This window comes from Neorickettsia findlayensis (assembly GCF_009856525.1).
Taxonomy (GTDB): Bacteria; Pseudomonadota; Alphaproteobacteria; order Rickettsiales; family Anaplasmataceae; genus Neorickettsia; species Neorickettsia findlayensis.
Genome location: NZ_CP047224.1, coordinates 662,765 through 689,579, shown reverse-complemented (window position 1 = coordinate 689,579; position 26,815 = coordinate 662,765). Strand labels below are relative to the sequence as shown.

The window sequence follows — 26,815 nt, the reverse complement described above, 5'->3', positions numbered from 1 at the left end:
TGTTATACTCCTGGTGATTTAGGGTTGTTATAGTACCTTTTAGAAGCCTGACTGTTTAGAATGTGTGTGGCTTGTAGATAGTAGGGGTGCATGTCTTGTCTCTTCTGATTAGTTGTCCTGAATGTCTGTACTAAAAAAGATTTCATGAAAAACATTAGGAACTTTGCAATTATTGCTCACATAGATCATGGTAAATCTACACTTGCTGATAGATTAATGGAGGAGTGCAAAGCTGTAGATCCGAGAAAAATGAAGGAACAACTGCTTGACTCAATGAAAATAGAGAGAGAGCGAGGTATCACAATCAAATCTCAGACGGTAATGCTCAAGTATACCGCCAAGGATGGGGAGGTTTATGTGCTCAATTTGATTGATACGCCGGGTCACGTGGATTTTTCATATGAGGTAAGTAGATCGCTTGCAGCATGTGAGGGTTCTCTGCTAGTTGTGGATGCCACGCAAGGTTTAGAGGCTCAGACCCTCGCAAATGTTTATAAAGCGATAGACAACGATCATGCAATTATACCTGTAATTAACAAAATTGATTTGGATTCGGCTGAACCAGAAAGGGTGAGGGCTCAAATCAGGGATGTGATTGGTATAAGTACTGAAAATGCTGTTGAGGTTTCTGCTAAATTGGGCCTGGGCATTGTGGATTTATTTGAGAGCATTGTGAAATACATACCACCACCGGAGGGTAATGTAAGTGAACGGCTTCAAGCACTACTTATTGATAGCTGGTACGATATTTATCTTGGTGTTGTAATACTCGTACGTGTGAAAAATGGCTCAATAAAGAGCGGTATGACAATTGAAATGATGTCAAATGGGAATAAGTATTGTGTTGAAAAGGTTGGAATTTTTACTCCAGAGAAAAGAAACGTAGCTGAGCTCGGTGCAGGTGAAATAGGATTTTTTACTGCATCGATAAAGAATGCTAGGGACTGTAATATCGGTGATACGATAACAGATGCGAAAAACCCGTGTACAGAATGTTTGCCTGGATTCAAGAAGCTTCGGCCAGTTGTATTTTGTAGTCTTTTTCCGGTTAGTTCAGATGAGTTTGAAAAGCTCCGTCAGGGCTTAGAAAAGCTTTATCTAAATGATTCGAGTTTCACGTTTGAATCAGAGTCTTCATCAGCTTTAGGGCATGGTTTTCGGTGTGGGTTTCTAGGTATGTTGCATCTAGAAGTAATCACTGAAAGATTGGATGAAGAATTTGATCTTGCACTTGTTCTTACGGCGCCAAGTGTTGTGTACAGGATCCACATGAAAGATGGTTCCGTTTTAGAGTTGTACAATCCAACGGAAATGCCTGACCCAAGCAAAATAGATCATATAGAAGAACCTTGGATTAAGGCTTCCATAATGTTACCCGGGGATTACATAGGGGAAGTGATAAATTTGTGCAATGAGAAACGAGGTGAACAAATTGATCTGGGTTATGTAGATAACAAAGCGATTCTCACATACATTTACCGCTCTCTGAAATAGTTTTTGACTTTTATGATAGATTGAAATCTGTATCGAAGGGTTATGCTAGTCTGGATTGGGAGATTCATGGTTATCGTTTGAGCGAGCTTGTGAAGCTTTCCATTGTCATTAACGGTGAGGAGGTAGATGCTCTCTCAGTGATGATATACCGTCCAAATGCTGAAAGGCGCGGGAGGGAAATATGTGCGCGCCTGAAAGAATTAATTCCTAGACAGCAGTATAAAATCGCAATACAAGCTGCAATAGGGGGAAAAGTCATCGCAAGGGAAACTGTTAATCCATATAGGAAAGACGTTACTGCAAAATTGTATGGCGGTGACAGAACAAGAAGAATGAAGCTTCTTGAGAAGCAGAAGAAGGGTAAAAAGAGAATGCATAGTATAGGAAGGCCGACATTCCGCAGAAGGCCTTTATAGAGGCATTGAAAGTAAAACCATGATACTGGGCTGCCCCTTTATAGGGATCAGTTTGATCTTACTTTTATCTGATATCGCTTTTGCTGGATGATTTCCTTTGGATCTACAGTTAAGTGCTAAGAATTTACCTTTTTATCCTAATAGGTAAGTAGTGATTTAATAATTTTATTATAGAATCCCCTGAGATCCTTGCTGAGGAGGAAACAAAGGATGAATAAAGTAACAATGTTCTGTTTGATACTATGTTGCATATTGTTCTCTGTGCAGCCAGCAGAAGCGCAAAAAAGCGGTAGCGGAGGCAGTGATGTAGTGTCAAGCGTGATTTGTAACATAGTGACTCAACTTTCTGGTCCGATATCACAAGCCATAGCGACACTTGTGATTATTATTACTGGGTATAGCTTCTTTGTAGGAAAGGTATCGATAGGTATGTTATTTATCGTTGCAGCCGGAATGATGTTTGTCTTTGGTGCACAAACAATTATGGGTTGGATACTTGGTCAAAAAGCTTATCAGTGTAAAGGTGGAAGTGTTCTCGCAGGTGGTGCGTCTAAATAATTTGTTGAGTTATTCCTAAGTTATATTGCCACCATTCCAAGATTAAGGAATGCCTGACTACCTTCTTCTGATCACTCCCTGGAGGATGTATGGCTCCTCAGTGAGTTGGCATCAGTTAAAATTATAACCATTTTGGACATTTTGCTTGTTTCGTGATCATAGATTTTTTAGCATTACTAACATACAATGCCCATGAATGGTGGTTTTAAAAGGTTTCAGAATGAAGAAAACGTTTCTGTGGTGCTTGGTTTTGTGTTGTATGTTTGTGCTTGTAGCCCCAGTGTATGCTGGTCCAGCAGGTGCTTCTACAGATAGTGATAGTACGGTGTCCCGTGTAATTTGTAATATAGTAACTCAACTTTCTGGCCCGATTTCGCAGGCTATAGCAACGCTCGTAATTATTATTACTGGGTACAGCTTCTTTGTAGGGAAGGTATCGATAGGTATGTTATTATCGTTGCAGCCGGAATGATGTTTGTTTTTGGCGCGCACAAACAATTATGGGTTGGATTTTAGGAACGGAATACAAATGTACGGGGGGCGAAGTTGCAGGTGGAGGAAAAAGTTAATGTCCACAAAAGTGTAGAGTGATTTTTCCTTAATCCTTTTTGAAGATGTGTCTGTTTCACTCATTTGTGTGATAGATCATGGTAGGTGGTTTGTATACAAAGGAAGTCTCACGGAATGTTCAGGCCTCTTGTTTTTACGACTCGAGTACTGTTCTAAACACGAATGGTACTCTGGTAAGGGTGGTGAAGCTATCAGATTTTAGGTTCACCACATCTTCCTTGGAGAGGATGCGTTCTTTGTTTAAGAAGGTGCTTTATTCGAGTGAATTCGGTTGTTTGGCTCTCTGGGTCAATGTGGTGCGCTCGTCTGTTAAGTCGCCCCGCGCTGAAGCTGTGAGCATGGCCGAGTTTGCAGTGAGCTTATCTGATGCCTATCGTGGATTGGTAGAAAAAGAGAATAAATTTTCGAATGAATTGTTCATATCGATTGTATCGGAATCGGCTCTTGAATGTGCGGTTGGGCGGGTCGATTTTCTCTTGAAAACCTTGCTTAAAAGATTTCATGAGTTTGCTTCTAAAATAGTCATAAAAGGTTTAGAAGATGCGGTCGCGGTAGTTTGCACTGAATTGGCAGACTACAATCCTGTGTTGCTTTGTGAAGCAGAGATGATGGATTTCTTTTCCGCGTTGCTTGGGCTTTCAAAAGCTGGTCTTGATAGTGGTGTTAGAGATATATCAACAGAACTGCTTTCTGATAGAAAAGTGTTTTTCGGTTTCAACACTTTTGAGATACATGGAGACAAAAGAACTTTTGGTGCGAGCTTTTCGGTAAAGAGTTTTAGAAATCTTGAGAATGCCCAATTTATAGCAAAATTCCTGGGCATCCAAAGCAGGATGGTAATCACAGAGGTTATAGCAAGGACTACAGAAGAGGATATTAGGGGTGTCTTTGAGGAAAGTCTTGAACTAATAGCAGTTGTGAATGATTCGGTTTATCAAAGTGCTTCTTTCAAGGACGTTGTTGCGGAGCATATAAAGGAGAAGAGGCTGGAAGAGTTCTGTAAGCGTTCCTTCAAGGTGACACTTTTTGCTGATTCTTTAGAGGAACTTGGTCTTACTGTCGCGAATTGTGAAAAGCTTTTCTCGCAGCAGGGTTTTATGATTGTACGTGACGACCTACTTTTGGAGGATACTTTCTGGGGTAATCTACCTGGAAGTTTCTCCAGAATGAGAAAATGGGAGATAGCTTTACTAAAGGAGGCCAATTCATTTTCCTTTACGCATGCGCATTTTCGCTCTGTTTTGGCTGATGTGAGTAAATGTCTTACCAAATTTGTTTCGCTTGAAGGGGAGTTACACTACTTTAGTTTTCCCGGAACTAAAAGCCACGCCGTTATCTTTGGTAAAGAGAAATCCAGTAGCATTGAGTTGCAGAATTTCCTCTTGTTAGAGTCAGTTGTGAGGCTCGGTGCTGAGTTCTTGATAGTGGATGATCAATGTCTTTCGGAGGTGTTTGTACGCGCGTTGGAAGGGTCCTACTTGGAGGTTAAAGGTGAGGAATTTAAGTGCAATTTGCTTGATATAACTGATGCCAGTGTTTTACATGATATCCTGTTGGGGTTCTGTTCAAAGGACGCCAAAACCGAGGAAATTGCTGGTGCAGTAGAAAGAATATCTAAGATCCCGCCGGACAAAAGAAGTCTGACCGACTGTGCTGTACATCTTCAGTCCATTTTTGGTGAGCTTTCGGTGTTGCAAGAAAGTTATGGATACCTTTTTGCCAGTGATGCTAAGAGTAGCTGGTTCCTTGGTGATAGACTTGGTTTTTCGGTAGGTGGATTGTCTTTGCCTGAAAGAGTTATCTCGTCTATCACATCTTACATGATTGCAAAGTATCTTGAAGTGCGTCACCAATCAGCGAAGCCATTTATAATTGTGATACAGAACCCAGCTCGTTTTAATAGGCTTTTTTCTTCGTTATCAAAGTGGGAGTCGTTTTTGTGTAAAGTGAGTGAATATGGTGGTATGGTTCTTTTCTCGGCTGAGAACACGGCCTTCCTCGAAAGGTTGGGTGAGGTAGGGAAAAAATACGTTGCTACGAGAATGTTCCTGCCGTTGAGTGATACTTTGCCAGCGGAGTACAATAGATTTTTCGCTATCTCTGCTTCTATCATGCGTACACTTGATGATGCATCCCTTTTTGGAAAATGTTTCTTCCTCAGTCAAAATGGTGACTCTGTGATTCTTAAGTTTGATTCCTCGCTGGTTGAGGAGATGAAGATTTTGTCATCCCGCGGGAAGATTGAGAAAATGAAGGCTGCTATGCGGGAAGCAGGCAATAATCCTGCTATCTGGTTACCAATATTTTGCCGCAAATGCAACTGAAAAAGTTTCTCTTGCTTTTGTTTTTTCTATGTCTTTGTTGCTGCCCAAAGGATGCTTTCTGTAAGGCCAAGCAGCCTGTTTCTTTGCCTGAACACGATCCAGATGTCTTTCTAGAACCAGCAATTAACGTTTATTCAACGACGAGTTCTGACTTTGTGACTCTCACTGCTGATGATTGTAAGTATATTTTTCCGACAAACGTTCGTGCAAGAGCTGCTTGGTGTGATAAGTCCTGTTTTAAGAACCTAGATGATGTCTGCACAAATTGGAGCAGTGCAGAAAGCGCAAACTACACTAAGGAGTGTCTATGTGCAAGGCAGGTTACGGTTTGTGATAAAAAAACTGCAATCAATGGGATGGAACTTGGGTGCGTGATATCGTTTCCACTTCCTATGCCGCCACCATTTTTTGATACACTCTGCTACTTGCCTAGGGTCACTGTTGTCCCGGTACGCTCTTCTGATTATATGCATCCTAAGCTGCGTGTAGTGATCTCAACTTTAAATGACATGAGCGCATATAATATAGACTATCCAAATCCGATGGATTATAGAAGCCACAGGCAAGTGCTTCAGAGTGAACGAGGTAAGTGGGGTCCGGTTTTAGTCGAAAAAAGGCTTACAAGGAATAAGGTATGTGCAAGGGTTGTCCAAGTTTTTGGTGGAGAGACTGAGGCTCGACAGGAACATTGTTTCAATAGGTATACTTCGGTAGATTATTCGGGTTTAAGAATCTGTGAAAGTGGCTCTGGTCTGTGTATTGGTAAGAAACCAATTCCATACTTTAGACCACTTATTGTAAAGAAAGAAGAGCGGTCCAAGTGTGGGGGTCCGCTTTGCCAAAAGGGGGCTTTTGTTGGAGGGTACGCCTGTGTAGAGAGTGAATCTGCAGATTCTGGTCGCGAGAAAGAATGTCCTATTTGTGGTGATGGAAGGTTCTTTATAGGCAATGAAGGTACCCTACGTTGCCAAGATGAAAGAGCTAATATATGTCCATCTGGTTACCTACCAAGGTTACGCTACCTCGATGATCCGGATGGAAATGTGCTCTGTCCAAAGAATGTATTTTCCCTACCTCGGGAATATATGACTGTCGTCAATGATAGAGTAAAATTATTTAGAGAAAATATCAAAAAGTTCGTTCCCTATCACACAAAGGATGGTGAGAATGTGCCATCCGACGAACGCACATTAGACATTCCGCACACGGAGCAATCACTGTTGGACAGTTTAACGTTTGATAAGCGAACGGGTTTCTACAAAGTGGAGTCTAAAAATAGTGTTATTCCCTACAAGTATGAAGAACAGTCAATATACTGCCTTAAGGTGGATCTAGATGGAAAAGGTGCTTGTAGTAAACCCTTCCATTTTCTAGGACATCTTTCCCAAGGTGTTCAGTATGCTGCTACACGGTTTTCTAATTTTGCGGGAGAGGCGTTTTTTCTGCCTGATGATCATGACGATAACAAGTACTCATTAAATCAGTGTGGAGATGGTCCATGTTATGTTCCTGTTACGCCGCTGTACAAGGGTCTATGTTTCTTCGAAAAAGAAAATGGCCCTTGTTATGATTATAGGGCTGTTGTTAATTCTCCCCATGAGGGTGGGGGACAGAAAGAAAAAGCACTGCGTGTTCAGGAAAAAGCACATAAAGACACCGTTATTGATCCGTTCTGGGATGGTAAAAATGAACCTCGCCCGAATTGTGATATAGTCGAAATAGAAGTAGTGGGTGCCGGCTCTGCTGGTACTGATACTAAAGGTGGTAATTCGGGTGAGTATGTGTCAGTCAGAATGATCACGAAGGATTTTATGAATATCTTGGCTTCGGACAAGGTTTTATTACCTGTAGTCGGTCTTGGGGGTAGTATAAGGGACGACAAAAATGATGGTGGGGATTCGATCCTTTATGTATGCGATAAGGATAATTTTGAAGAGAGCTATGATGGCAATGTAAATCGTGATAAAGACAGTAAGTGTAATTCAGGGTCTTCCGCTGATGGTGGTTCTGGATGTTTGAAAGTAAATCCTCATGATCAAGAGTATCTCAAAGAGCACTGCAGCATCTTGGTTGCTGCGCGCGGTGGTAAGGTGCGCCAGGTACCTAAAAGAAAGGATACATTTACTCGATTTGGTAGTGAATTTGAGGATAGGTTTATAAATAAAGTCTATAAGCCGTCTATTATCGGAAAGGTAGAAGATTCGTCGTGTGTCTCCTCTGTTCCGTATTACGATCTAAAGACACGTCAACCAGCTTACACAGCACCAGAGGAAGCAGTGTGTACGGTGCTTGAATATGAAAGTGAAGCACGGAAAAAAGGTGGGTCGGCACAAGCGGATTTACGTTTCGATGAACGCTGGCTTGAATGTAAGAAAACTGCCAAATATGGTAGAGGTGGTTGTCCAGCTAGATACTGTGTCCGAGGTAAGTCTGATGGTCCTCAGAATGGCTCCGATAATGTGCAACAGAGTGGTGGTGCGGGTGTGATTCGTGTACGTTGTCAGACATTTAAGAAGTAAAGACGCTTGCGCTTTTCAACTGACTATTTTTTGTTTCGCCTGTGGAATTTCTTGTAAAGTTGCTATACGTACCAGGGATTTGAAAAAGTCTGTGCATGCCTTACAATGTGATCCTGAGTGATTTCTAAGTAAGTCTTTTGATGCCAGTAAGTACCGGGAAAATAGTTCGCGTCGTTGGTCCGACAGTTGATGTAAAGTTCGAGGATTGCGTATTGCCAAAAATAGAAAATGCTCTCATCTGCGACAATAACGGAAAGACCTTATACTTAGAAGTTGCGCAGCAATTGGGAGATGGGATAGTTCGCGCTGTAGCGATGGACTCGACGGATGGTTTGACTAGAGACAAAGTTGTTCAAGACACTGGGAAGCCAATCTGTGTGCCGGTCGGTCGGCAGACTCTTGGTAGAATCTTTAATGTAGTTGGGGAAATTATAGATGGTGGTGGCCCTGTGCCAGAACCCAATAAGGTTTCTTCAATATATGCAGAGCCTCCTAAGTTTGATATGCAGAGTACTTCCTCCGAAATTCTGGAGACCGGGATTAAGGTAATCGACTTACTCGCACCCTATTCTAAGGGAGGTAAGGTTGGTCTATTTGGTGGAGCAGGCGTTGGAAAGACTGTCCTTATTATGGAACTTATCAATAATATCGCAAAGGCCTATGGCGGTTTTTCTGTGTTTGCAGGTGTTGGTGAGCGAACCAGAGAAGGAAATGATCTTTACAACGAAATGATTGAGTCAGGAGTGATCGACAAGGAACATGCTGAAAAATCTAAGGTTGTTTTGGTTTATGGTCAGATGAATGAACCACCTGGCGCGCGTGCGAAAGTTGCGATGAGTGCCCTCACCATGGCTGAGTACTTCCGTGACAAAGAGGGGCAAGATGTGCTCTTCTTTGTGGATAACATCTTTAGATTCACTCAAGCCGGTGCAGAACTCTCTACTTTGTTGGGAAGAATCCCATCAGCAGTGGGATATCAACCAACGCTTGCTACGGATATGGGAAGGCTGCAGGAACGTATTACTTCCACTAAGCATGGTTCCATTACTTCTGTACAGGCGATATATGTTCCTGCAGATGATATCACTGACCCAGCTCCAGCTACCTCTTTTGCTCACCTAGACTCTACAACTGTTCTGTCAAGGCAAGTTGCTGAAGCCGGTATATACCCTGCAGTTGATGCGCTTGCTTCCAGTGCACAGATTCTTTCTCCGGAAGTGTTGGGTCAAGAACATTACGAGGTTGCACAAAAGGTGAAGGGAATTCTTCAAAGTTATAAATCCCTTCAAGACATAATTGCGATCTTGGGCATGGAAGAGCTTTCTGAGGAAGATAAGCTTACGGTTTACAGAGCGAGAAAAATTGAGAAATTCTTATCTCAGCCGTTTCATGTAGCAGAGGTCTTTACAGGTCAGCCAGGAAGATTTGTTAGTCTTAAAGATACTATAGCTGGTTTTAAGGAACTAGTTGAAGGTAAGTGCGATGATATGCCCGAGGCTGCCTTTTATATGGTTGGTAACATGAACGAAGCGAGGGAGAAGGCCGCTAGTCTAAAGGAGAAATAGATGTCCACTTTTGAGCTTAGTATTTTTACTCCTCTTGAGTCCAGAAAGTTGCACGTCATGAGTTTGGGGGGTGATACAGATGATGGAAGGTTTGTTGTTCTCTTAGGGCATGAACCATCTGTCTTCGCATTAAAAAATGGACTTATCTTCGCAGTTTTTTCTGATGGGATAAAGAAGAAATTTTTTGTTGAAGGTGCGATCCTTAGAATCCAGGATAAGGCATATGTCCTGACGGCTGAGACTGTACTAGATATTGAACTAGTAGATGAAGAATTTTTAAAACGTTACCGCGATGCTGAAGTAGTTGCTCGCGTAGTTAAGCAAATGGAGGCCTAATGTATGTTCTTTATTGATTCAGCGAATTTAGATGAGATAAGGTCAGCCGTGGATCTTGGTCTGGTGAGTGGTGTGACAACTAATCCGACTCTTATTAGTAGGTCAGGGCGTAAACATGATGATGTGATTAGAGAAATTTGTAGTATTGTGCATGGTCCTGTCAGTGCTGAAGTTGTGTCTCTTACTTCATCTGAAATGGTGGATGAAGGTTTACGCCTCTCTAGTATTGCAAAGAACGTAGTTGTTAAACTTCCGTGCACTCAAGATGGTATAAAAGCTGCTTCCAAACTGAAAGCCCATGGATGTATGGTGAATATCACCCTTTGTTTTTCTGCGGCTCAGGCGGTTCTTGCTGCTAGTGTAGGTGCTGATTTCGTTTCGCCTTTCATTGGGCGCCTCGATGATATTGGTCACCAAGGCGTGCTTTTAATAGATGAAATTGCCCAGTTGTATGAGAATAGATATGAAACGAAGATCCTTTCTGCCTCTATCAGAAGCGTAGAACATGTGCTCACATCTTTGAAACTCGGCGCACACGTGGTAACCGTGCCAATAAAGATTCTGAAACAGATGTTTGAGCATCCACTTACTGATAAGGGTCTGGAGATTTTTATGAGAGATTATAAAGAGGCTAGATATGGTAGGTAATTTCTTTTGCTGCTCATGAAAGATGATAGGTTTGTAGAGTTGGCAAGCAAATTTGTCGACGTTGTCCATTTCATGGGGTTGAATTATTCTACGTTGTTGTTTGCAGCAAAGGAAACTCAAACGGAGGATCTTCTGTATTGCTATAATGAGAATGTTGTTAAATTTCTCGAATGTTTTGAGGATTATGTCACGCAAAAAGCTCTGCTCTGTTCTGACTACACAGTTGGGAAAGTCTCGCAAAAGATAGAATCTGTTCTATGGAATAGGGCGCTCGTTTACTCGGAATTTAAAAATTACAGACAGTTTATAAAAGCAAAATTTTGTTTTGCACTCAAACCAGGAAGCTCTATTGAATCATTGCAATGCTCGTTTTATTTATCTGATTCTCTATGGCATGCCGTCGGTGATGTCGCAACAGGTTTTTCTTTTTACAGCAAAAGAGCGACGCTCATGGCTTTGAATTCGCTTTTTATGGTTAAGTTTGCTGATGATTACTCAGATGGCTTCGAAAAAAGTCGGAACTTTTTGAGGAGAAGAATAAAGAACATTGTTACGCTCGCAAAGATCAAGGCGAGACTAATTGAAAAGATGGAAAGGCACGGCTGATACATATTCGATGAAGGTACACTAGACGACTCTCGTTCTGCTATACTTCCTGGGAGGCGTAAGCAAGCCTGCACGCAAAGTTCGGGCAACAGAATTCGAAGCCAAAACTGTGTACTGCAGAAATCTCACCAATCAAAAGGGTATATCATCGTCATCTAGAACATTTTCAACGTGATTTGTTGCTGTTCCCAAATCAGATTTTATATTGTTGGATTGAGCTCCGGCGTAATTAGCTTCACCATTCCCCTGAGAACTAAGTATTTTTAAAACTGAATTGAATGGGTTTAACACAACTTCGGTTGTGTATCTTTCGATGCCATTGTTATCCGTCCATTTTCTTGTTTGGAGTGAACCTTCAATGTATAAGCGGGTGCCTTTATTCACGTAGTTGCTTATCACCTTGATTAGAGGCTCGTTGAACACAACCACTTGATGCCACTCAGTTTTTGAAACACGCTCTCCCGTATTTTTGTCGTTCCAATTTTCCGTTGTTGCTAATGAAAAAGTGGCCACCTGCTTTGCATTCGACATGGTACGTACCTCTGGATCTTTACCAAGGTTGCCGACCAAAATAACTTTGTTAATCATATTGCATCTTTTACATGTCCGGACGGCTTGAAAGGATATCACAAAACAGTTCCATGAACTAGAATTTCAATCAATGTTACATGAAAGACTCATCAAGGCATGTTTTTCATTTACATTTATTGAAAGATCAGTTCTGCTGACTTAGAATTGAGCTGTCTTTAAAATGCTGTACAATGCGAGTCTTATCGGTATGTCTGTTATTGTTGCTTACTTCGTGCACTGCCAAGTATGACAAGGGACTAAAGAGCCCGTGTTTTGCCGAAGGAGCGGGCTTGTTTAATTGAGTGTTGATTTATGTTGTCAAAAAAGCTTGAGAGCATTAAACCTTCTGCGACGGCTGAGGCTACACGTAGGGTGCGTGAGTTGAGGGCGCGTGGAAAAGATGTAATATCATTGTGCATAGGGGAACCTGACTTTTCTACACCTTTTCTAGGTCAGGAAATGGCCATACAGGCCATAAAAGATTGTGATGATAATTACTCTCCTGTTGCTGGAACAATGGTGCTTCGCGAGGAGATTGCTGCGAAGTTTGTCCGTGATAATGCATTGCATTATTCACCGCATGAGATTGTTGTGAGTAATGGAGCAAAGCAAGTGTTGTATAACATCCTTGGTGCGATTCTTAATCCAGAGGATGAGGTGGTGCTTATTGCTCCTTATTGGGTCTCTTATTGTGAAATGGTGCGTATCTTTTCGGGTAAGCCTGTTGTCGTGCCAAGTACAAAAAACTTTAAGATAAATATTCCCGCAATACGGGAGGCACTTAGCACAAAAACCAAAGCAATACTGATCAACTCACCTAATAATCCATCCGGAGTGTGCTATCAAGAAAGTGAACTCAGGGATTTGGCTAGTGTCTTGAGAGCGTATCCTCAGGTCTATATCATATCCGATGACATATACGAGCATATCACTTATGCGGAGTCTAGCTTTCTCAATATCGCGAATGTTGCACCAGAGTTGAGGGAGCGCATAATTTTAGTAAACGGTGTTTCTAAATGTTATGCTATGACCGGTTGGCGGGTAGGTTATGCGGCCATTCCAGATAAAGCAGTCATTTCTCTGGTGTGTAGATTACAGGAGCACAGTACGTTCGGTGTATGTACAATAGCTCAGGCCGCTGCTTTAGGGGCACTACGTTCGGGACAAGAGGTTCTTTCTGAAAGGCTTGCTATCTTTGAAAGGAAGAGAAACAAGGCTGTCGAAGTGCTTTCTATGTTGCCTGAGTTGTGCTGTTATAAGCCAGATGGTGGTTTTTACCTCTTTCTCTCTTGTTCTGCCTTCTTCGGAAAGAAAAGTCCCAGTGGCTTCGAAGTGAAAACGGATTCCGATGTTGCAGAGTATCTTCTTGAGGAGCACGCTGTTGCGGTTGTGCCTGGGGAAGAGTTTGGAGTACCAGGGTATTTTAGGATTTCTTATGCTTTGTCAATGGATCTACTAGAGCAAGCTTGTACGCGTATAGTGAATGCATTTAAAGCGCTTAGATAAAGATCATCCATCGTCGATTTCCCGAGGTAAGGTAATTGAATATCTCCTTACCTTTAGTTTATACTGAGCTCTTAATACTTGGGCTTATGATGTCCATAAGTAGTTTCTACGGTCTTATAAGAAAATTGGAAGAGTACTGGAGCGGATACGGTTGTTCTATCTTGCTTCCTTATACAAGTGAGCTTGGTGCCGCAACTCTGCATCCTGCAACAATTTTTTCTTCTATTTCAGCTGAGGATGTAAAGATTGCTTATGTTCAACCTGTAATACGTCCGGCTGATGGTATGTATGGAAAGAACCCAAATAGATTATATCAGCACCACCAGTATCAGGTGCTTATAAAACCTTCCCCAGATAATTTACAGGACCTTTATCTAGAGAGTCTAAAGCACGTTGGTATCGATATACGTAATCATGATATACGTTTTGTCGAAGATGATTGGGAGAATCCTAGTGTAGGTGCATGGGGGATGGGCTGGGAGGTCTGGTGTGATGGAATGGAGATCTCGCAATTTACATACATGCAGCAGGTTGGTGGGATTTCGCTAAGTAGTATCCCTGGAGAGTTAGCCTACGGCTTGGAGAGGATTGCGATGTACTTGCAGGATGTTGACAACGTAGGAAGCCTATTCTACTCCAAGGACACTGTGAAGTATATGCAAGTCTATGGCGAGAATGAGCGTCAATTTTCTATTGCATCGCTAGAATCCTATGACTATGAGCTTTTATTGAATCAATTTAACGATAATGTTGCCCAAGCAAAAATTTTTATAGAGAGAAAATTGCCGCTTGTTGCATATGACCATTGTGTTAAGACAAGCCATATATTGAATCTTATCGATTCTAGGGGTTTCATAAGTGTCAGTGAACGAGCTAAGTACATCTTGGACATCAGGGGCTTGGTGAAGCAGTGTTGTGAGCTTTTTATAGAGCAGGAGGGGTCTTGTGCCTAAGTTTCTTCTAGAAATTTTGTCTGAAGAAATGCCTGTAGCTCTGCAAAGTTATGCGCAGAAAAGTTTCTTTGACCTTTTTTCATCCGCTACTACGGACCTAAGTGTTGGAAAGATAGAAGTCTTTACCAGTTGCAGGAGGGTAGCAGTACTCATAGATGATGTAAACAGCGACCTCGTAAATCAAAAAGTTGATAAAAAGGGTCCAAGTGTTGGTTCAGATCTTTCTGTTGTGGAGAGGTTTGCCACTTCAATGGGTACTAGTACTTCGGATTTATATATCAAGAGTATTGGAAATAAAGAATATTATTTTGCTCCAGTTGCAGGGAAAGTGCTCTGCATAGATGACATTATGAGACAACGGATCGAGGCTATACTTGGGAGTTTTTCATGGCCTAGGTCAATGCGGTGGGGAAATTATTCTCTAAACTGGATCAGGCCAATAAAAAGCATTGTTTGTATGCTTGGAAAATCCATCATTCCTGTGCAGTTCCATCATTATACTGCGGGAGCGGTAACAGTGGGTCCTTATGTTGATCCTGCTTTGCAAAAAATCAAAATCACATCTGCTGAGGAATATCAGTCCATTTTGATGAAAGGTGGTGTTATTCTGTCCCAGGTTGAAAGAGAGAACCTTGTAAAAGAGCAAATATCTCAGCTGGAGGCCAAGCATGGATTTTCTGTCTGCGTGACGGAGGAGTCATTGAATGAAGTTGTTGGAATTACCGAATCGCCTAATGTACTCCTGGGCTCATTCCCGCAGTCATTTCTGGGGCTCCATGAACGCATAATAGAAACAGTTATTGTTTCTCACCAGAAAGTTTTTCCGGTGTCAAAGAATGGTAGGCTTCTGAATAAATTTGTATTTGTGAGTTCGATTGCTAGCGATGCACCAATTAGGGGATATGAGCGCGTGATTACAGCAAGATTGGCTGATGCAGCGTCAATGGTTCTGATTGATTCTAAAAATCCCTTGTGCGAACTGGGTCCAAAACTGAAACAGCTAATTTTTCACAAGAGATTGGGTAGCTTTAGTGAGAAAGTACAACGTGTTAGGGCATTGGCGAAGTTTATTGCGTTTTGGGTTCCGAACGCTTCTATTATAAAAGTGGAGGAAGCCGCTGAGCTTGCTAAGCTGGATTTGTTGACAACGTTTGTTCGTGATTTTCCCAAGCTAGCTGGTTTTATGGGTTCTCATTACTTAAGCCTGTGTGGTGAGACAGATGTTGAAATTATTGATGCAGTTAGGGATCAGTATCTACCTGTCGATGCGGCGGATTTTTGCCCGACTGCTCCCGTTACGGTGACGCTTGCGCTAGCTGATAAAATAGATACTTTAGTTGGTTTGATTAGTGTAAAAGAGAAAGTTACTTCTACTCGGGATCCGCTCGGTATACGGCGCTCAGCTATTGGTGTGTTACGTATCATCATAGAAAATAAGCTGGATGTTCCACTCCAGGTTTTCTTAATGAAGGCAATTGATTTGTATCCATCGTCTTTGTTTTTTTCTCTTATTAAGAAGATTGGTGCCGGTTCTGATGAGGAGAAGCAGAAGAAAGATGATGTGGTGAATTTTACATTAAATTTCTTTTCCGAACGCCTGAAAGCGCTTCTATTCAAAAGGGGGGTGAGTCAAGCAGTTTTCGCTTCGGTCAGTGATGGAATTACGCGTCCTCTAGTACTAACAGAGAAGTGCATTGCTATTTCTAGGTGGCTTAAGCAAGCTGAAGGCATTGAGTTCGTGCAGCTTTACAAAAGGATGATGGGTATCCTTAGGGGCTTTTCTGATTCTGCCAAAGCAAAGTTTAGTAAAAAAGTACTCGTCCTACCAGAAGAGATGAGCCTTATACAAGAGTTTGAGGTTTTTCGACCACTTTTTAGTAATGCCGTAAAGGAGCGTAATTTTGAAATGGTCTTTTTACAATGCACTGGTCTTTTAAAACCAATCACGGTTTTTATGGATAGTGTGCTTGTTAATGTTGAAGATCATGAACTTAAGAAGAATCGCATTGGGTTGTTACTATCAATAACTGAAACCCTGGATGAATTGTGTGATTTCAAGGTTCTATCTAGAAACTTTTCATGAGTCTTTTATTTTTCTAAGAAGCTGATTAAGTTGTTTTTTTTCATTCATAAATTTTTGGGCTCTTCTCCTTACGTAGTATGGGTCATATCCTGCCAGTGCGCAGACTATCCTAAAGTCATGGCACATTCCGAGAAGCCATCCACGTGCTGAAATTCTTGCTAGACGATCCTCGGTGCGTTTGCTTTCTGTAAGGGAGTCCATGAAGGCCTGAAGTATTACAGCCCGCCATAATGCTCTTTCTGCATTATTTCTATTTGTCTCAATTATTTTCCGTAGAAAGAATTCGTCGGTCATTTTCTGAATCTCCGGTTAGCAATCCGTTTGTGGGGTATGGTTTTATGCTGCTCTAAAAGATATCCGGCAGACCAATAAAGTTGGCTCTTTTCTAGTGTTACAGAACACTTCAAAAGTATATTTGTTAACCATACACTCTTTTACTATTAACGAATGCCATATTACTTAACTTAAATGCTGAACCAGTGGAAGCAAAAGTTGAGAAATCCGTATTTAATACTATCTTGCTATAGTAGGTTACCTATGTCTTGATGTACCTGGGTACTTTTTGAATAGAAAAATTTTGTGTATATGATCGTTATGTATTGAGAGAAGTGGGCACTTCATTTGATGAGTTGAAATTTAAGCTAGTTCTACAGCAATAAATTTTGAACTTATCTATTTTAATTGCAGTTTATCCCGGACGGTGTATGAGATAGAAATTTCGTTAAACTGTGCGAACTTACAAAAATATAAGAAAACTGTTATTGTGTCATTCTCTTAGGTTTGAAGATTTTCCATATATTACGACCTTAACATTGGTGCCGAACCGAGTTTCTGGTCATGGGATTAGAAACAAAAATACAAAACCCGAGAAACACACTGTCAGTTTGTAAATTGGCGCTGAATCTTGTTTACACTGCCCGAAAATTTCTCCGAAGGAAAAATAACGCTACCAAGGCAAAAAGATCCTCTACAGTTAATTGCGTGATGTCAAGTAGATGGAACAGAACTAATCGTTTGTCATCTCTGCACGTACGATATCCTCTGTGATAATAAGAGTTTTAACATCTTTGTTACTCGGGAGTTCAAACATGTAATTGCGTAGCACAGACTCCATAATTGATCTCAGCCCTCTAGCACCGACCTTTCTTTTGATTGCTGCACGAGCTACTGCTTTGAGTGCCTCATCACTAAAGGAGAGTTGTATATTATCCATTCCGAACAAGCATACATACTGTCTTACTAGGGCATTTTTTGGCACCGACAGTATTTCCACCAAATTTTCTTCTGTTAATTCATCAAGTACTCCGATTACAGGCAATCGTCCAACAAACTCAGGAATCATGCCAAATTTGACCAGATCCTCAGGTTCGACTTTCTTCAGTATTTTTGGAGAAACCTCTTTACTTTGAAGCTCAGATTTAAAACCCATTGTATTACTGCTTCGACGATTTGCAATTATATTGTCTAGTCCTACGAAAGCACCACCACAGATAAACAATATGTTAGTTGTATCGATTTGTATTGTTTCCTGGTTTGGGTGCTTGCGCCCGCCCTGAGGAGGAACAGATGCAATTGTTCCTTCCATAATTTTGAGCAAGGCTTGTTGAACGCCTTCACCAGAAACGTCCCTTGTTATGGACGGACTATCTGATTTTCTGGAAATTTTATCAATTTCATCAATGTAAACTATTCCTCTTTGTGCTGCTTCAACGTTGTAGTCAGCAGATTGTAGAAGCATCCTCAAGATATTTTCTACGTCATCGCCTACATATCCAGCCTCAGTAATACTTGTAGCATCACAAATTGCGAATGGTACATTCAGAAAACGTGCCAATGTCTTCGCAAAGAGGGTTTTTCCACAACCAGTGGGTCCAATAATGAGAATATTAGATTTTGTGATTTCAACATCCTTCATATTAGGTCTACTACCCACGAAGGATTTGTAGTGGTTATAAACCGCAACAGACAGTATTTTTTTTGCGTCTTCTTGAGCCGTGATGAAAGAATCAAAGTATTTCTTTATGTCCTTCGGAGTGAACCTTTCCGCAGAAGCTGCTTCAAGAGTAATTTCTTCACTGAGTACGTTAGAACATAACGCTATACACCTGTCGCAGATAAATGCGGACATACCTGCAACAAGTTTCCGTACTTTATCTTCCGTCTCACCGCAAAAAGAGCACTTCGGAAGTAGATCACTCTTGTTTACCACTACCCTCTTTCCTCTGTGTGATTATGTCATCAATTAAGCCAACTTTTTTTGCTTCTTCCGGGCTCAAGAAGGTGTCTCTCTCAAGCAATGTCTCTATTTTCTTTATTGTTTCACCTGTATGCTTCCGGTAGATCTCATTGATCATTCTCTTGAGTTTCAATATCTCCTTTACGTGAATCTCCATATCAGTCGCCTGGCCACGCACTCCACCGGAGGGCTGATGTACCATTACCCGCGAGTGCGGAAGAGCAAAACGCTTCCCCTCTGCACCTGAAGCAAGTATCAGAGAAGCAGCAGAAGCGGCTTGACCAACACAGACAGTTGAGACAGACGGCCTTATGTACTGCATTGTATCATATATTGAAAGGCCAGCAGTCACGACACCACCCGGAGAATTGATATACATAAAAATATCTTTTTCGGGGTTTTCCGCTTCGAGAAAAAGGAGCTGCGCGACTATGAGACTAGCCATCCCATCCTCTATCGGTCCTGTGAGAAAGACAACACGTTCCTTCAAGAGCCTCGAAAATATATCGTATGCCCTCTCGCCTCTAGGTGTTTGATCAACCACCATCGGAACAAGGTTCATTTTTTCTTTGATAAGAGTGTCCATTTTCATCCGTGCCTATACCTATGTCCCAATTTTTTCTTGCACATGGCCGAGTATTTCATCAACTGTCGAAGGTTCAGCCTCCTTTTGTACAGTCTCTAGTAATACAGCAAATATCTTACTTTCCATTAACTTAAGGGTCACCGAGCCTGCAAAGTCTTTATTGTTTTTGTATATCTCTGCCAGATAGCTTGCATCCAGACCAGCGGCCATAGAGACATTTAACAGATGACGGGCAACGTCACTCTTATCAATCGATATGTTTCTCTCTGCTGCGAACTCAGCCAGGATAAGTGAAAGCTTGGTTCTTCGTATAGCCTCCTTTTTGATGTCATCTGCAGAAATGCTCGGATGATCAATCTTGGCATAACGTTCTTGTCTTTCCAAAAGCGACTCTGGAACTTGGAAATCATATTGCTCTAATTGGTCTTCGACCTGACTCCTGAGAAGTTCATTAATCCTTTTTGAGCATTCCGAGCCGATGAGTTTTCTCACTTTCTCATTAGCTTCACCATCTGTCTTGCAGGACAAGCACTGAAGTAGTGCAGCTTCTGGATCTGGAACTTTCTGCGATCTCTTTCCACTCTTTACTAAAGCACGGAAAACAGCGTTTTTACCTGCAACCGCAACATCATGATAGTCTTCTGGGAACAGCACCGGAATGAATCGTTCTTCGCCGATTTTCATACCAATCAGCCCGTCACTTAAGGAGGTAATTACTTTTCCATCGCCGATCTGACATTCGAAGTTATCAAGCTGGCCACCTCTGAATGCTTCATCGCCAATTTTACCGCGTAGATCCACAACGATCCTATCCCCTTTCTCTATTGTTTCAGATTGAGCAAGATCAATCCAATCGACGAGCTGCTCTTTCATTTTCTGCTTATACTTTTCCACGTCTTCCTCAGATATCTCAAATGTTTTGGTTTTGAGCTTCACCTGGGAAAAGTCTATCTTTGGGATCTGCGGGAGAAGCTCGCACTCAACAGTGAACCTGACAGCAGTTTTACTCTCTTTGTACCCTGTAGTGTCTATACTTGTAATTTCTTCGTGATCATTAAAAAGAACGAGTTTTTCATTCTGCTTAATGTCATACCAATGTCTGTAGACTTGGTCTACGATAACACTCTCTATCAGACCCTCCTCTTGTTTTACAACGATGTCGAAAGGAGTCTTGCCTTTTCTGAAACCCCGATAAACATTTCTCTTTATCTTATCTTCAATGGCTTCTTTGAAACCTGCATCTATGGCAGATGCCGGTATCTCGACTTCGTATTTTCTTTTTAAACCGTGACTATAAACTTCTTTCAATAGCATAGAGATAGACCTAAGCCTAAAGCACTTTGGTACGGACGAGAGGACTTGAACCTCCACGGGGTGTCCACTAGATCCTAAGTCTAGCGCGTCTACCAATTCCGCCACGTCCGCACGCGTCAACCCATATTCTCTACGTGCTTGATAAAATTTTCAATAGTCGCTGTAGCGTACTCGATAACTTTTTCCTGTTGATGTTGTGTATTTCCAGTGCAAGCTATATCTTCATTAGCAGTATCCAAGAGCAGGCTTTCTAGCTCTAGGGCGGCAAAAAGCAGTAGAGTAGCATCGTTTAACGTAGAATGTGATGCTGCTGCAATTTCTTTGACCCGTTGATTTAATCGTTCTCCAACATACTCTATACGATTTTCGTCTTCCTTAGGGCAGGCTACCTTATACTCCGTGCCGTTTATAGTGATATTTTTTGTTACGAGTGTGTTCATGGGAATTTTTCTGTACTCCGAGAAAGGTAGGTATTCAAATGAGGTTTATCTCTTCGGGTCTCTTATAGCGTAACTCAGGTAAATGAAAGTGCAACCTGGAAACTTACCATAAGTCTACTGAGATTATCCAATGTATCCGAATCCGGCTCAATCAAAATGCCATCTAATTATGGCTAAAGATTGATCTTTTCAATAATCTCTATGACCTCACTAATTCCTGCAGCAGTCTCTCTGATTATACTTCTCAGAGTTTTGATTTCGTTCAGTTGCATGCTTATTTGTCTTTTCAGCTCTGCTATTTCAGTCGATAATTTTTCACATTCCTGCTGTTTTTTTATTTTTTCTAGTTGAATCCTTCTCTGGAGCGTTGTTTCGAGATGTTTCAGTACAAAGTCAAGTTTTTGAAACGAAACCGGATTTTTTTTCGTCATACCTTCCTTTATCACCGATTAAGTAATTCACCTAGCTACACAAACCAGGGAATTTCCCACGATTTGTGTAAATGTACAATAGCACTGAAGGGCTTCTTCGCCAATTTTCATCATGCAAACACCCAGTTCTTCCAAGAAACTACTCCTGAGTACGTGCATAGCAATATACCTTGTCAGTTCTCGAGCTAGTTGAGTAGAACAAAGCTTCCTGAAAAGTTATTCTGCTCACGACTCACAGCACGGACGCTGCAAACCTCAGGACAGATTCCACCAGCTGTGATGCATTTTAGCGTGAAGTGAAGCTGGAGTAACTAACTAGATCCTAGAGGTAGCAACTTTTTTTACGATCTCTATCACCTCAGGTAGTTGTGGAAGAGCCAGCTCCTCTAGTGCGCTAGAGTATGGCATTGGAACATCTTTGCCCGAAATTCTAACCACAGGTGCATCTAGCAAATCGAAGCCTTCTTCCATGATTCTTGCTGAAACTTCAGATCCGAAACTTAAGACGGGAAAACCCTGTTCGAGTGTGACTAATTTACTCGTCTTTTTAAGGGATTTAATGACCGTTTCGAAATCTAGTGGTCTGAGTGTACGTAAATCTATTACCTCAACATTTATGTTGTGTTCGCTTTCTAGCACTTCTGCCGCTTCAAGTGCTAGTCCTACGCAAATCGAAAACGTCACGATGGTGATGTCTCTACCATTTCTCAGAATATTTGCCTTTCCAATCGGAACCAAGTAGTCCTCTGCTTCCTGCTCAGCAGTAAGATTGTGTGCAAGCCCATATGTCTTTTCATTTTCCAAGAAGATGACCGGGTTATTATCCCTCACTGCTGATTTCAACAATCCACGACAGTCGGATGCAAAGTATGGAGCTACTACCTTTAAACCGGGTATGTGAGAATACCACGCGGCAAGACATTGTGAATGTTGTGCGCCCACCTGAACAGCAGCTCCATTCGGCCCTCTGAAGACGATAGGGCAACTCAAACGTCCACCAGACATATAATGCGTTTTTGCAGCAGAATTAAGAATCTGGTCCATCGCTTGTAATGAGAAGTTAAATGACATGAATTCAACTATCGGCCTAAGGCCTGCAAAAGCTGCTCCAGTAGCTATGCCTGCGAAAGCATGTTCGCTTATTGGTGCATCTACGACCCTCCTTTCGCCAAATTCCTCCAGAAGTCCTTGTGTTACTTTGTATGCGCCTTGATACCTACCCACCTCTTCACCGATAATGAAAACGTCGGAGTCACGTCGCATTTCTTCGGCCATTGCATTTCTTATTGCTTCCCTTACTGTGATTTTTGTCACTGTGCTTTCAAAGATCGGCTAACAGAAAAGTATAATAGTCCACTTGATGTTACCTTGCTAGTTTTTTTCTTAAATTAGAGCTCATTGTAGTATATGAGTTTTGCAAATGGGTTGGTTGTGCGGTAATATTTGCGTTGTGCCCATTGTTGATCAGTGGTCCCTAGAGTTGTGTTTCTGGGTAGTATATTAGATGAAATCATTTCTCTTCGTTCTAGCCTTTCTTTTTGTTTCCGATGTCTTTGTCCCCTGAGCGTCAAGTAGCTTTTACTTTGTGCGCGTTCAAAGCCGGTATTCCGGTCATTTTTTGTAGTTCCTCTAAGGTCGTCGTTGCTGCTCCACGTGATTCGTGTGATGTAGAGGGATTCTTTAGGAGTTATGGAAAAGCAGGAGTCTCACTTGTTTTATCTGCGGAGCGCGTTGGTTTTCATTCCGGCGGTTCAAATAAGCAGAGTATGAGTCTATCTCTAAAAGTGGTTGAGGAACTCAGGTTGGGGTTGGAATTGTTGATGAGGTTAGCAGATACTACTCCTGCTAGTAGGGAAGAGGAGCTTCTAATCGTGCTTGCAAAAATAGCCGAGCTTATGCCAGAAGTCCTTGTTTCTACACTCGAATTCCCTGGACGGACAGATATGTTGAATTTTGCGGTTTCCAACGGGTTGCAAGTAATCGACTTAGACGAAATATCGAAGGGACTAGTGCAGCAACATGTTACTCGCGTTTCGGAAGCAAAAATACGAATAAGAGAGAACGTCGATTCCTACATGGTGTGTTACCGGTCAATCTTGAAAGAGCACTATGCAATCGTCATAGGTGATCCTTTAAGTTCACAGGAGCCACTTGTTAGGGTACACTCTTCCTGTTATACAGGGGACCTGCTGGGTAGTTTATCGTGTGATTGCAGAGATCAACTGCACGATACAGTCAAGAAGATGGCTGAGAATCCAGCGGGTGGGATAATACTGTACCTTTCACAAGAAGGTAGAGGTATAGGATTACCGAACAAAATACGTGCATATAATCTTCAAGAGGATAAGGGTCTTGACACAGTTGAGGCAAACCTTTGTCTTGGTTTTAAGGATGACGAGCGTGATTTTAAAGTGGTAAAGCTTATCCTGAAGGATCTTGGTATCCAAAGAGTTAGGCTCGTTACAAATAACCCAGAGAAGATTCGTCGACTCAGTTTCGCGGGGGTGGATGTTGCTTCTCGTGTGCCAATCTTGATGAAGAGCAATCCCTATAACCGCAAATACCTTCAGACGAAATCTGAGAAGCTTGGGCATATCTTTATCGCTTAGGTTTTTAACCTTTTTGAAATTAAGTTGGGGTTATTTTACAGCTTATTGTGGTCTTTCCTGTGTGGGTTGCTGCCACTTATCTCTTTGCTTATATAGCATCTTGCTGGATACTGTAGTATATCTGAGTGCTGTTCATATTATTGATTCGCATCCTTCGCTTTTTTGGTTGCAGTGTTGTTTTTTGTTGCTCTGCCTACGGGAGTTGATATTTTACTAAGGAACTGTTGTTAGATCTTGTCTAATGTGATTTGTGTTCTGTATTTCTGATGGGTCTATGGTGAGGTTTTTCAAAAGCAAAAGCGAAGCGAAACAAAAGGTGGCGCACTGGTATGAGGAGCATATAGGACGGGTTACTCTACAAAGGAATTTTCTCGTAGTGATGAACTTAGGGGTCATAGTGGCTCTTATGTTGGTTGTTTTTGCTCTATTTGCCGTTAGCAGTTCGAGAACCATAGAGCCTTTTGTGATCGAGGTTTCTAAGAAAACCGGGACCATAGCACGTGTCAATCCCGCTACGGTAAAGGAATATTCTGCAAACAGAGCAATAACAAATTATTTTGTTACGCAGTATGTAAAAGCAAGGGAAGTTTTCCATCCTGCAACGTATCGTTACGATTACTACACTACAGTGAGGGTGTTCTCGGATCCTCACCTTTACGCTCTGTTTAAGGGATCTCTCTCTCTAAGTAACCCTACGAGTCCACTCAACTTGCATGCTAATGTAGCGGATTCCAAGTACGAAGTTCGCTCAATAAGACATCTAGACAGTGATACAGTTCAGATGAGAATTACTGTAAGATTCGTAAGTAGTGATGGTGGGGTGAGCGTCATAAATAAGATTGTGTCTGTCAGATACAGTTATATGGATCTTGACCTTTCAGAAGAGGATAGGCGTCTCAATCCTCTTGGTTTTGTTGTTGTTTCTTATCAGGTAGATGATGACCATTCGTGAGTTGTTCTTTATTGTGTTTTTCGCACTTTTCTGCATACAAGCACATGCCATCGAGCATGATCCCCGTATGCGGACTCTTGTCTATTCCGAGAGCGCAGTCTTCAGGGTGGATACGAGTTACGGATATCAGTCTTTTATAAAGTTTTCTGATAGGGAGCAAATCAAAACAATAGCTCTTGGCAACAGTGTTGGTTGGAGTGTGAATCCTGTGGGTGAAAAAATATTCCTAAGACCTCTTGAAAAGGGACTTTCAACCAACATGGTTGTAGTTACTGATAAGCGTACTTACGTATTTGACCTACTTAGTGCCTCTGAAGATGACGAGAAAAAAAGAAAAGCAAGTGAGACTAACTATATGGTACGGTTTCAGTATCCTGATGAGATCTCTTCCGATGCTTCGAATATGGGTGAGCTTTCTGTAGGGGGTAGATTATACGAATTAGATTACAGTTCTCTTCGTCGAAATTATTCTTTTGGCGGGAAGGCAGATTTTCAGCTTAAAGAAGTGATGAATAATCTTGGGCTCACTTTTTTCAGATTTGAGGGAAGCAATATTCCTAGGGTCTTCATCGTGAATTCAGATCGGAGCGAGAGCCGAGCTAAGATGTGGCGATTTCGGGATTATGTGGTGATAGAAGGCGTGCATAAAAAATTGCATCTGCGTTACAAAGATTCCATGTTGGAAGTGGTAAATAATGATTTGGAGTAGTTGGTTATGCACGGGAATAAGGAAAACAACGATTTAGAAGAGTTTAGTATAGGTGATGAGCCTGTAGAGGTTAGTGATAGAGGTTCTGGAATACAAGGGGGAGGCATTAAGAGAAAGCTTCTCTATGTTCTGATTGTTGGGATTGTGTTTTTTTTTGCTTATAAGTTCTTTTCCAGCGAGTCGCAGAGGGAAGATAGCAATGTTTCAACAGGGGAGACTCAGATTGAAGAGAGGGTTGTTCCTGATAAGGAGATAAAAATCAGTACGAAGGAAGACTTTCTTACTAAAAGGGAAGATGTTGCGCCTGTACTTCTTCCACCAAAGGTGTCTGATCTTCCGAAGTTGCCAGTAATACCCGTTCCTACTGTACCAGAGAGTCCTTCTGTTATTGCACCTAAGCCTCCAGCTGTGGGGCCGTCTCTTCCGTCATTTTTTCCTCCGCCCCCTAGCTCTGCGTCTAGCGCTATGGATCCGCCTGGCAAGGTAAGTAGTGGGGTGAACAAGTACAATAGAAGCACTCCCATGATTGCCTTTGGTGGGGGTGGAGTTACCTCTTCGGAAGGACAATCTAGTGGGATTAGTCTTTCCGATCCAGCTTCTCTTCTTGATCCAAGTAAGTTGGGTGAGTTAAGAAGGTCGCTTCAACAGAGGGATATGACTGCTCCTGAAGACAAGGAATTAACCAGGACGTCTGGGCAGATAGTTGCCGGATACGTTGGGGATTTGGATTACGTGTTGACTGAAGGCAAAATGCTGGATGTGGTTCTTGAGACAGCTGTGAACACCGATCTGAAAGCTAAAGTGCGGGCGATTGTAAGTAGGGACGTCTTTTCTGAATCAGGTAACCAGATTTTGATTCCTAAAGGCTCAAGACTGATAGGCTCGTATTCAACGGATATTTCCTTTACGCAATCCAGAATTGATATAATGTGGTCGCGCATCATTCTCCCGAACGGCATAGACATAAATCTGGGTAGTTTTAATGGTGTGGATTCACTTGGTAGGGCCGGGGTTAGAGGGACTGTGAATAACAAAGTTTCTAATGTTATGAGTACGTCCATCCTACTCGCTACAGCTAGGGTAGCAAGTGGTATGATAGTGGATAGGATAATGGGGTCGAGTAAAAGTCAGATGAATGTTAATAAGAGAAAGCTGCCACTGAAAGAAGACAACGAAGACGATTCGAAGGTAAAAGGTTCTCCGGGTGCGATTATTGCTGTGCAAGCTATTCAAGATGCTTCAAAGCAAGTGACGGATTATGTCAAGCGTACGGCTGACGTGAACCCAACCATTACCGTAAACCAGGGCACGAGGCTTAAGGTATTCGTAGGCCAAGACATAGTTTTTCCGAGAGCTGCGTTCCAAGAGTACAAAGTGCTTAATTGATGTC

23 protein-coding genes, 1 tRNA gene and 1 pseudogene are annotated in these 26,815 nt (G+C 41.9%); 16 read left to right on the top strand and 9 right to left on the bottom strand.

Features of this window, described 5'->3' with window-relative positions:
• Nucleotides 1-144: 144 nt before the first annotated feature.
• The 9 genes and pseudogenes from lepA to GP480_RS03095 all read left to right on the top strand — a co-directional run bounded on the left by lepA (nucleotide 145) and on the right by GP480_RS03095 (nucleotide 11,036).
• A pseudogene (gene lepA / locus GP480_RS03135) lies at nucleotides 145-1,933 on the top strand (translation elongation factor 4).
• Between the two features lie 187 nt (nucleotides 1,934-2,120).
• The gene (locus GP480_RS03130) at nucleotides 2,121-2,468 is read left to right on the top strand and encodes a TrbC/VirB2 family protein (RefSeq protein ID WP_160095785.1); all 348 of its coding nucleotides are present in this window, start codon (nucleotides 2,121-2,123) and stop codon (nucleotides 2,466-2,468) included.
• A 259-nt stretch (nucleotides 2,469-2,727) separates the two neighbouring features.
• Nucleotides 2,728-2,940 (top strand): TrbC/VirB2 family protein, encoded by a 213-nt coding sequence (locus tag GP480_RS03980; RefSeq protein WP_237111315.1) that lies wholly within the window; start codon nucleotides 2,728-2,730, stop codon nucleotides 2,938-2,940.
• A 175-nt stretch (nucleotides 2,941-3,115) separates the two neighbouring features.
• The gene (locus GP480_RS03120; RefSeq protein WP_160095783.1) at nucleotides 3,116-5,362 is read left to right on the top strand and encodes a VirB4 family type IV secretion/conjugal transfer ATPase; all 2,247 of its coding nucleotides are present in this window, start codon (nucleotides 3,116-3,118) and stop codon (nucleotides 5,360-5,362) included.
• Entirely contained in the window at nucleotides 5,353-7,881 is a 2,529-nt protein-coding gene (locus GP480_RS03115) for a hypothetical protein (protein ID WP_160095781.1), read from the top strand. Before GP480_RS03120 ends, GP480_RS03115 begins: the two co-directional genes overlap by 10 nt.
• A 140-nt stretch (nucleotides 7,882-8,021) precedes the next feature.
• The gene (gene atpD, locus GP480_RS03110; protein ID WP_160095779.1) at nucleotides 8,022-9,446 is read left to right on the top strand and encodes a F0F1 ATP synthase subunit beta; all 1,425 of its coding nucleotides are present in this window, start codon (nucleotides 8,022-8,024) and stop codon (nucleotides 9,444-9,446) included.
• Nucleotides 9,447-9,782 (top strand): hypothetical protein, encoded by a 336-nt coding sequence (locus GP480_RS03105; protein WP_160095777.1) that lies wholly within the window; start codon nucleotides 9,447-9,449, stop codon nucleotides 9,780-9,782.
• A 3-nt stretch (nucleotides 9,783-9,785) separates the two neighbouring features.
• Nucleotides 9,786-10,430, top strand: a complete 645-nt coding sequence (gene fsa / locus GP480_RS03100; RefSeq protein ID WP_160095775.1) for a fructose-6-phosphate aldolase — start codon at nucleotides 9,786-9,788, stop codon at nucleotides 10,428-10,430.
• 15 nt (nucleotides 10,431-10,445) lie between these two features.
• The gene (locus GP480_RS03095) at nucleotides 10,446-11,036 is read left to right on the top strand and encodes a COQ9 family protein (protein WP_160095773.1); all 591 of its coding nucleotides are present in this window, start codon (nucleotides 10,446-10,448) and stop codon (nucleotides 11,034-11,036) included.
• 132 nt (nucleotides 11,037-11,168) lie between these two features.
• Here the strand turns inward: GP480_RS03095 and ssb are convergent, their stop codons facing one another.
• Entirely contained in the window at nucleotides 11,169-11,624 is a 456-nt protein-coding gene (gene ssb, locus GP480_RS03090; RefSeq protein ID WP_160095771.1) for a single-stranded DNA-binding protein, read from the bottom strand.
• A gap of 294 nt (nucleotides 11,625-11,918) precedes the next feature.
• Between ssb and GP480_RS03085 the strand changes: the two genes are divergently transcribed.
• The 3 genes from GP480_RS03085 (at nucleotide 11,919) to glyS (ending at nucleotide 16,148) form a co-directional block, all read left to right on the top strand.
• Nucleotides 11,919-13,112 carry a pyridoxal phosphate-dependent aminotransferase gene (locus GP480_RS03085; protein ID WP_160095769.1) on the top strand — a complete coding sequence of 398 codons (1,194 nt, stop codon included), beginning with the start codon at nucleotides 11,919-11,921 and terminating at the stop codon, nucleotides 13,110-13,112.
• An 89-nt stretch (nucleotides 13,113-13,201) separates the two neighbouring features.
• Nucleotides 13,202-14,065, top strand: coding sequence for a glycine--tRNA ligase subunit alpha (locus GP480_RS03080; RefSeq protein WP_160096134.1), 864 nt, complete (start codon nucleotides 13,202-13,204; stop codon nucleotides 14,063-14,065).
• Complete coding sequence (gene glyS, locus GP480_RS03075) at nucleotides 14,058-16,148, top strand: glycine--tRNA ligase subunit beta (RefSeq protein ID WP_160095767.1); 2,091 nt, start codon at nucleotides 14,058-14,060, stop codon at nucleotides 16,146-16,148. The genes GP480_RS03080 and glyS overlap by 8 nt, the downstream gene beginning before the upstream one ends.
• On the opposite strand, the gene GP480_RS03070 is transcribed toward glyS, so the two are convergent.
• The 8 genes from GP480_RS03070 to GP480_RS03035 form a co-directional block, all read right to left on the bottom strand.
• Nucleotides 16,143-16,442 carry a hypothetical protein gene (locus tag GP480_RS03070; RefSeq protein ID WP_011452136.1) on the bottom strand — a complete coding sequence of 100 codons (300 nt, stop codon included), beginning with the start codon at nucleotides 16,440-16,442 and terminating at the stop codon, nucleotides 16,143-16,145. The two genes, glyS and GP480_RS03070, sit on opposite strands and share 6 nt — an antisense overlap.
• A 712-nt stretch (nucleotides 16,443-17,154) precedes the next feature.
• A complete protein-coding gene (gene clpX, locus GP480_RS03065; RefSeq protein ID WP_160095765.1) occupies nucleotides 17,155-18,357 on the bottom strand; it encodes an ATP-dependent Clp protease ATP-binding subunit ClpX in 1,203 nt (400 codons plus the stop codon).
• Entirely contained in the window at nucleotides 18,341-18,946 is a 606-nt protein-coding gene (locus tag GP480_RS03060) for an ATP-dependent Clp protease proteolytic subunit (protein WP_160096132.1), read from the bottom strand. The genes clpX and GP480_RS03060 overlap by 17 nt, the downstream gene beginning before the upstream one ends.
• Nucleotides 18,947-18,988: 42 nt before the next feature.
• Nucleotides 18,989-20,284 carry a trigger factor gene (tig, locus tag GP480_RS03055; RefSeq protein ID WP_160095763.1) on the bottom strand — a complete coding sequence of 432 codons (1,296 nt, stop codon included), beginning with the start codon at nucleotides 20,282-20,284 and terminating at the stop codon, nucleotides 18,989-18,991.
• A 27-nt stretch (nucleotides 20,285-20,311) separates the two neighbouring features.
• Nucleotides 20,312-20,395, bottom strand: a tRNA-Leu gene (locus tag GP480_RS03050).
• A 5-nt stretch (nucleotides 20,396-20,400) separates the two neighbouring features.
• A complete protein-coding gene (locus tag GP480_RS03045; RefSeq protein WP_160095761.1) occupies nucleotides 20,401-20,724 on the bottom strand; it encodes a cell division protein ZapA in 324 nt (107 codons plus the stop codon).
• A 173-nt stretch (nucleotides 20,725-20,897) separates the two neighbouring features.
• Nucleotides 20,898-21,170 (bottom strand): hypothetical protein, encoded by a 273-nt coding sequence (locus GP480_RS03040; RefSeq protein WP_237111314.1) that lies wholly within the window; start codon nucleotides 21,168-21,170, stop codon nucleotides 20,898-20,900.
• 300 nt (nucleotides 21,171-21,470) lie between these two features.
• Nucleotides 21,471-22,469, bottom strand: a complete 999-nt coding sequence (locus GP480_RS03035; protein WP_160095759.1) for a pyruvate dehydrogenase complex E1 component subunit beta — start codon at nucleotides 22,467-22,469, stop codon at nucleotides 21,471-21,473.
• Between the two features lie 233 nt (nucleotides 22,470-22,702).
• Between GP480_RS03035 and ribA the strand changes: the two genes are divergently transcribed.
• The 4 genes from ribA (at nucleotide 22,703) to GP480_RS03015 (ending at nucleotide 26,811) form a co-directional block, all read left to right on the top strand.
• On the top strand, nucleotides 22,703-23,764 hold the full coding sequence (gene ribA / locus GP480_RS03030; RefSeq protein ID WP_160095757.1) for a GTP cyclohydrolase II: 1,062 nt from the start codon (nucleotides 22,703-22,705) through the stop codon (nucleotides 23,762-23,764).
• A gap of 274 nt (nucleotides 23,765-24,038) precedes the next feature.
• Nucleotides 24,039-24,716: a VirB8 family type IV secretion system protein gene (locus GP480_RS03025; protein WP_160095755.1), complete on the top strand. Its 678-nt coding sequence runs from the start codon at nucleotides 24,039-24,041 to the stop codon at nucleotides 24,714-24,716.
• Nucleotides 24,700-25,425 (top strand): P-type conjugative transfer protein VirB9, encoded by a 726-nt coding sequence (gene virB9, locus GP480_RS03020; protein ID WP_237111313.1) that lies wholly within the window; start codon nucleotides 24,700-24,702, stop codon nucleotides 25,423-25,425. Before GP480_RS03025 ends, virB9 begins: the two co-directional genes overlap by 17 nt.
• Before the next feature lie 6 nt (nucleotides 25,426-25,431).
• The gene (locus tag GP480_RS03015; protein ID WP_160095753.1) at nucleotides 25,432-26,811 is read left to right on the top strand and encodes a TraB/TrbI/VirB10 family type IV secretion system protein; all 1,380 of its coding nucleotides are present in this window, start codon (nucleotides 25,432-25,434) and stop codon (nucleotides 26,809-26,811) included.
• Nucleotides 26,812-26,815 lie beyond the last annotated feature (4 nt).

Bases quoted from the DNA above. Each gene is read 5' to 3' on its own strand.
- GP480_RS03130 (WP_160095785.1), top strand. From the start codon at position 2,121: ATGAATAAAGTAACAATGTTCTGTTTGATACTATGTTGCATATTGTTC.
- GP480_RS03980 (WP_237111315.1), top strand. From the start codon at position 2,728: ATGTTTGTGCTTGTAGCCCCAGTGTATGCTGGTCCAGCAGGTGCTTCT.
- GP480_RS03120 (WP_160095783.1), top strand. From the start codon at position 3,116: ATGGTAGGTGGTTTGTATACAAAGGAAGTCTCACGGAATGTTCAGGCC.
- GP480_RS03115 (WP_160095781.1), top strand. From the start codon at position 5,353: ATGCAACTGAAAAAGTTTCTCTTGCTTTTGTTTTTTCTATGTCTTTGT.
- atpD (WP_160095779.1), top strand. From the start codon at position 8,022: ATGCCAGTAAGTACCGGGAAAATAGTTCGCGTCGTTGGTCCGACAGTT.
- GP480_RS03105 (WP_160095777.1), top strand. From the start codon at position 9,447: ATGTCCACTTTTGAGCTTAGTATTTTTACTCCTCTTGAGTCCAGAAAG.
- fsa (WP_160095775.1), top strand. From the start codon at position 9,786: ATGTTCTTTATTGATTCAGCGAATTTAGATGAGATAAGGTCAGCCGTG.
- GP480_RS03095 (WP_160095773.1), top strand. From the start codon at position 10,446: ATGAAAGATGATAGGTTTGTAGAGTTGGCAAGCAAATTTGTCGACGTT.
- ssb (WP_160095771.1), bottom strand. From the start codon at position 11,624: ATGATTAACAAAGTTATTTTGGTCGGCAACCTTGGTAAAGATCCAGAG.
- GP480_RS03085 (WP_160095769.1), top strand. From the start codon at position 11,919: ATGTTGTCAAAAAAGCTTGAGAGCATTAAACCTTCTGCGACGGCTGAG.
- GP480_RS03080 (WP_160096134.1), top strand. From the start codon at position 13,202: ATGTCCATAAGTAGTTTCTACGGTCTTATAAGAAAATTGGAAGAGTAC.
- GP480_RS03070 (WP_011452136.1), bottom strand. From the start codon at position 16,442: ATGACCGACGAATTCTTTCTACGGAAAATAATTGAGACAAATAGAAAT.
- GP480_RS03060 (WP_160096132.1), bottom strand. From the start codon at position 18,946: ATGAACCTTGTTCCGATGGTGGTTGATCAAACACCTAGAGGCGAGAGG.
- tig (WP_160095763.1), bottom strand. From the start codon at position 20,284: ATGCTATTGAAAGAAGTTTATAGTCACGGTTTAAAAAGAAAATACGAA.
- GP480_RS03045 (WP_160095761.1), bottom strand. From the start codon at position 20,724: ATGAACACACTCGTAACAAAAAATATCACTATAAACGGCACGGAGTAT.
- ribA (WP_160095757.1), top strand. From the start codon at position 22,703: ATGTCTTTGTCCCCTGAGCGTCAAGTAGCTTTTACTTTGTGCGCGTTC.
- GP480_RS03025 (WP_160095755.1), top strand. From the start codon at position 24,039: ATGGTGAGGTTTTTCAAAAGCAAAAGCGAAGCGAAACAAAAGGTGGCG.
- virB9 (WP_237111313.1), top strand. From the start codon at position 24,700: ATGATGACCATTCGTGAGTTGTTCTTTATTGTGTTTTTCGCACTTTTC.
- GP480_RS03015 (WP_160095753.1), top strand. From the start codon at position 25,432: ATGCACGGGAATAAGGAAAACAACGATTTAGAAGAGTTTAGTATAGGT.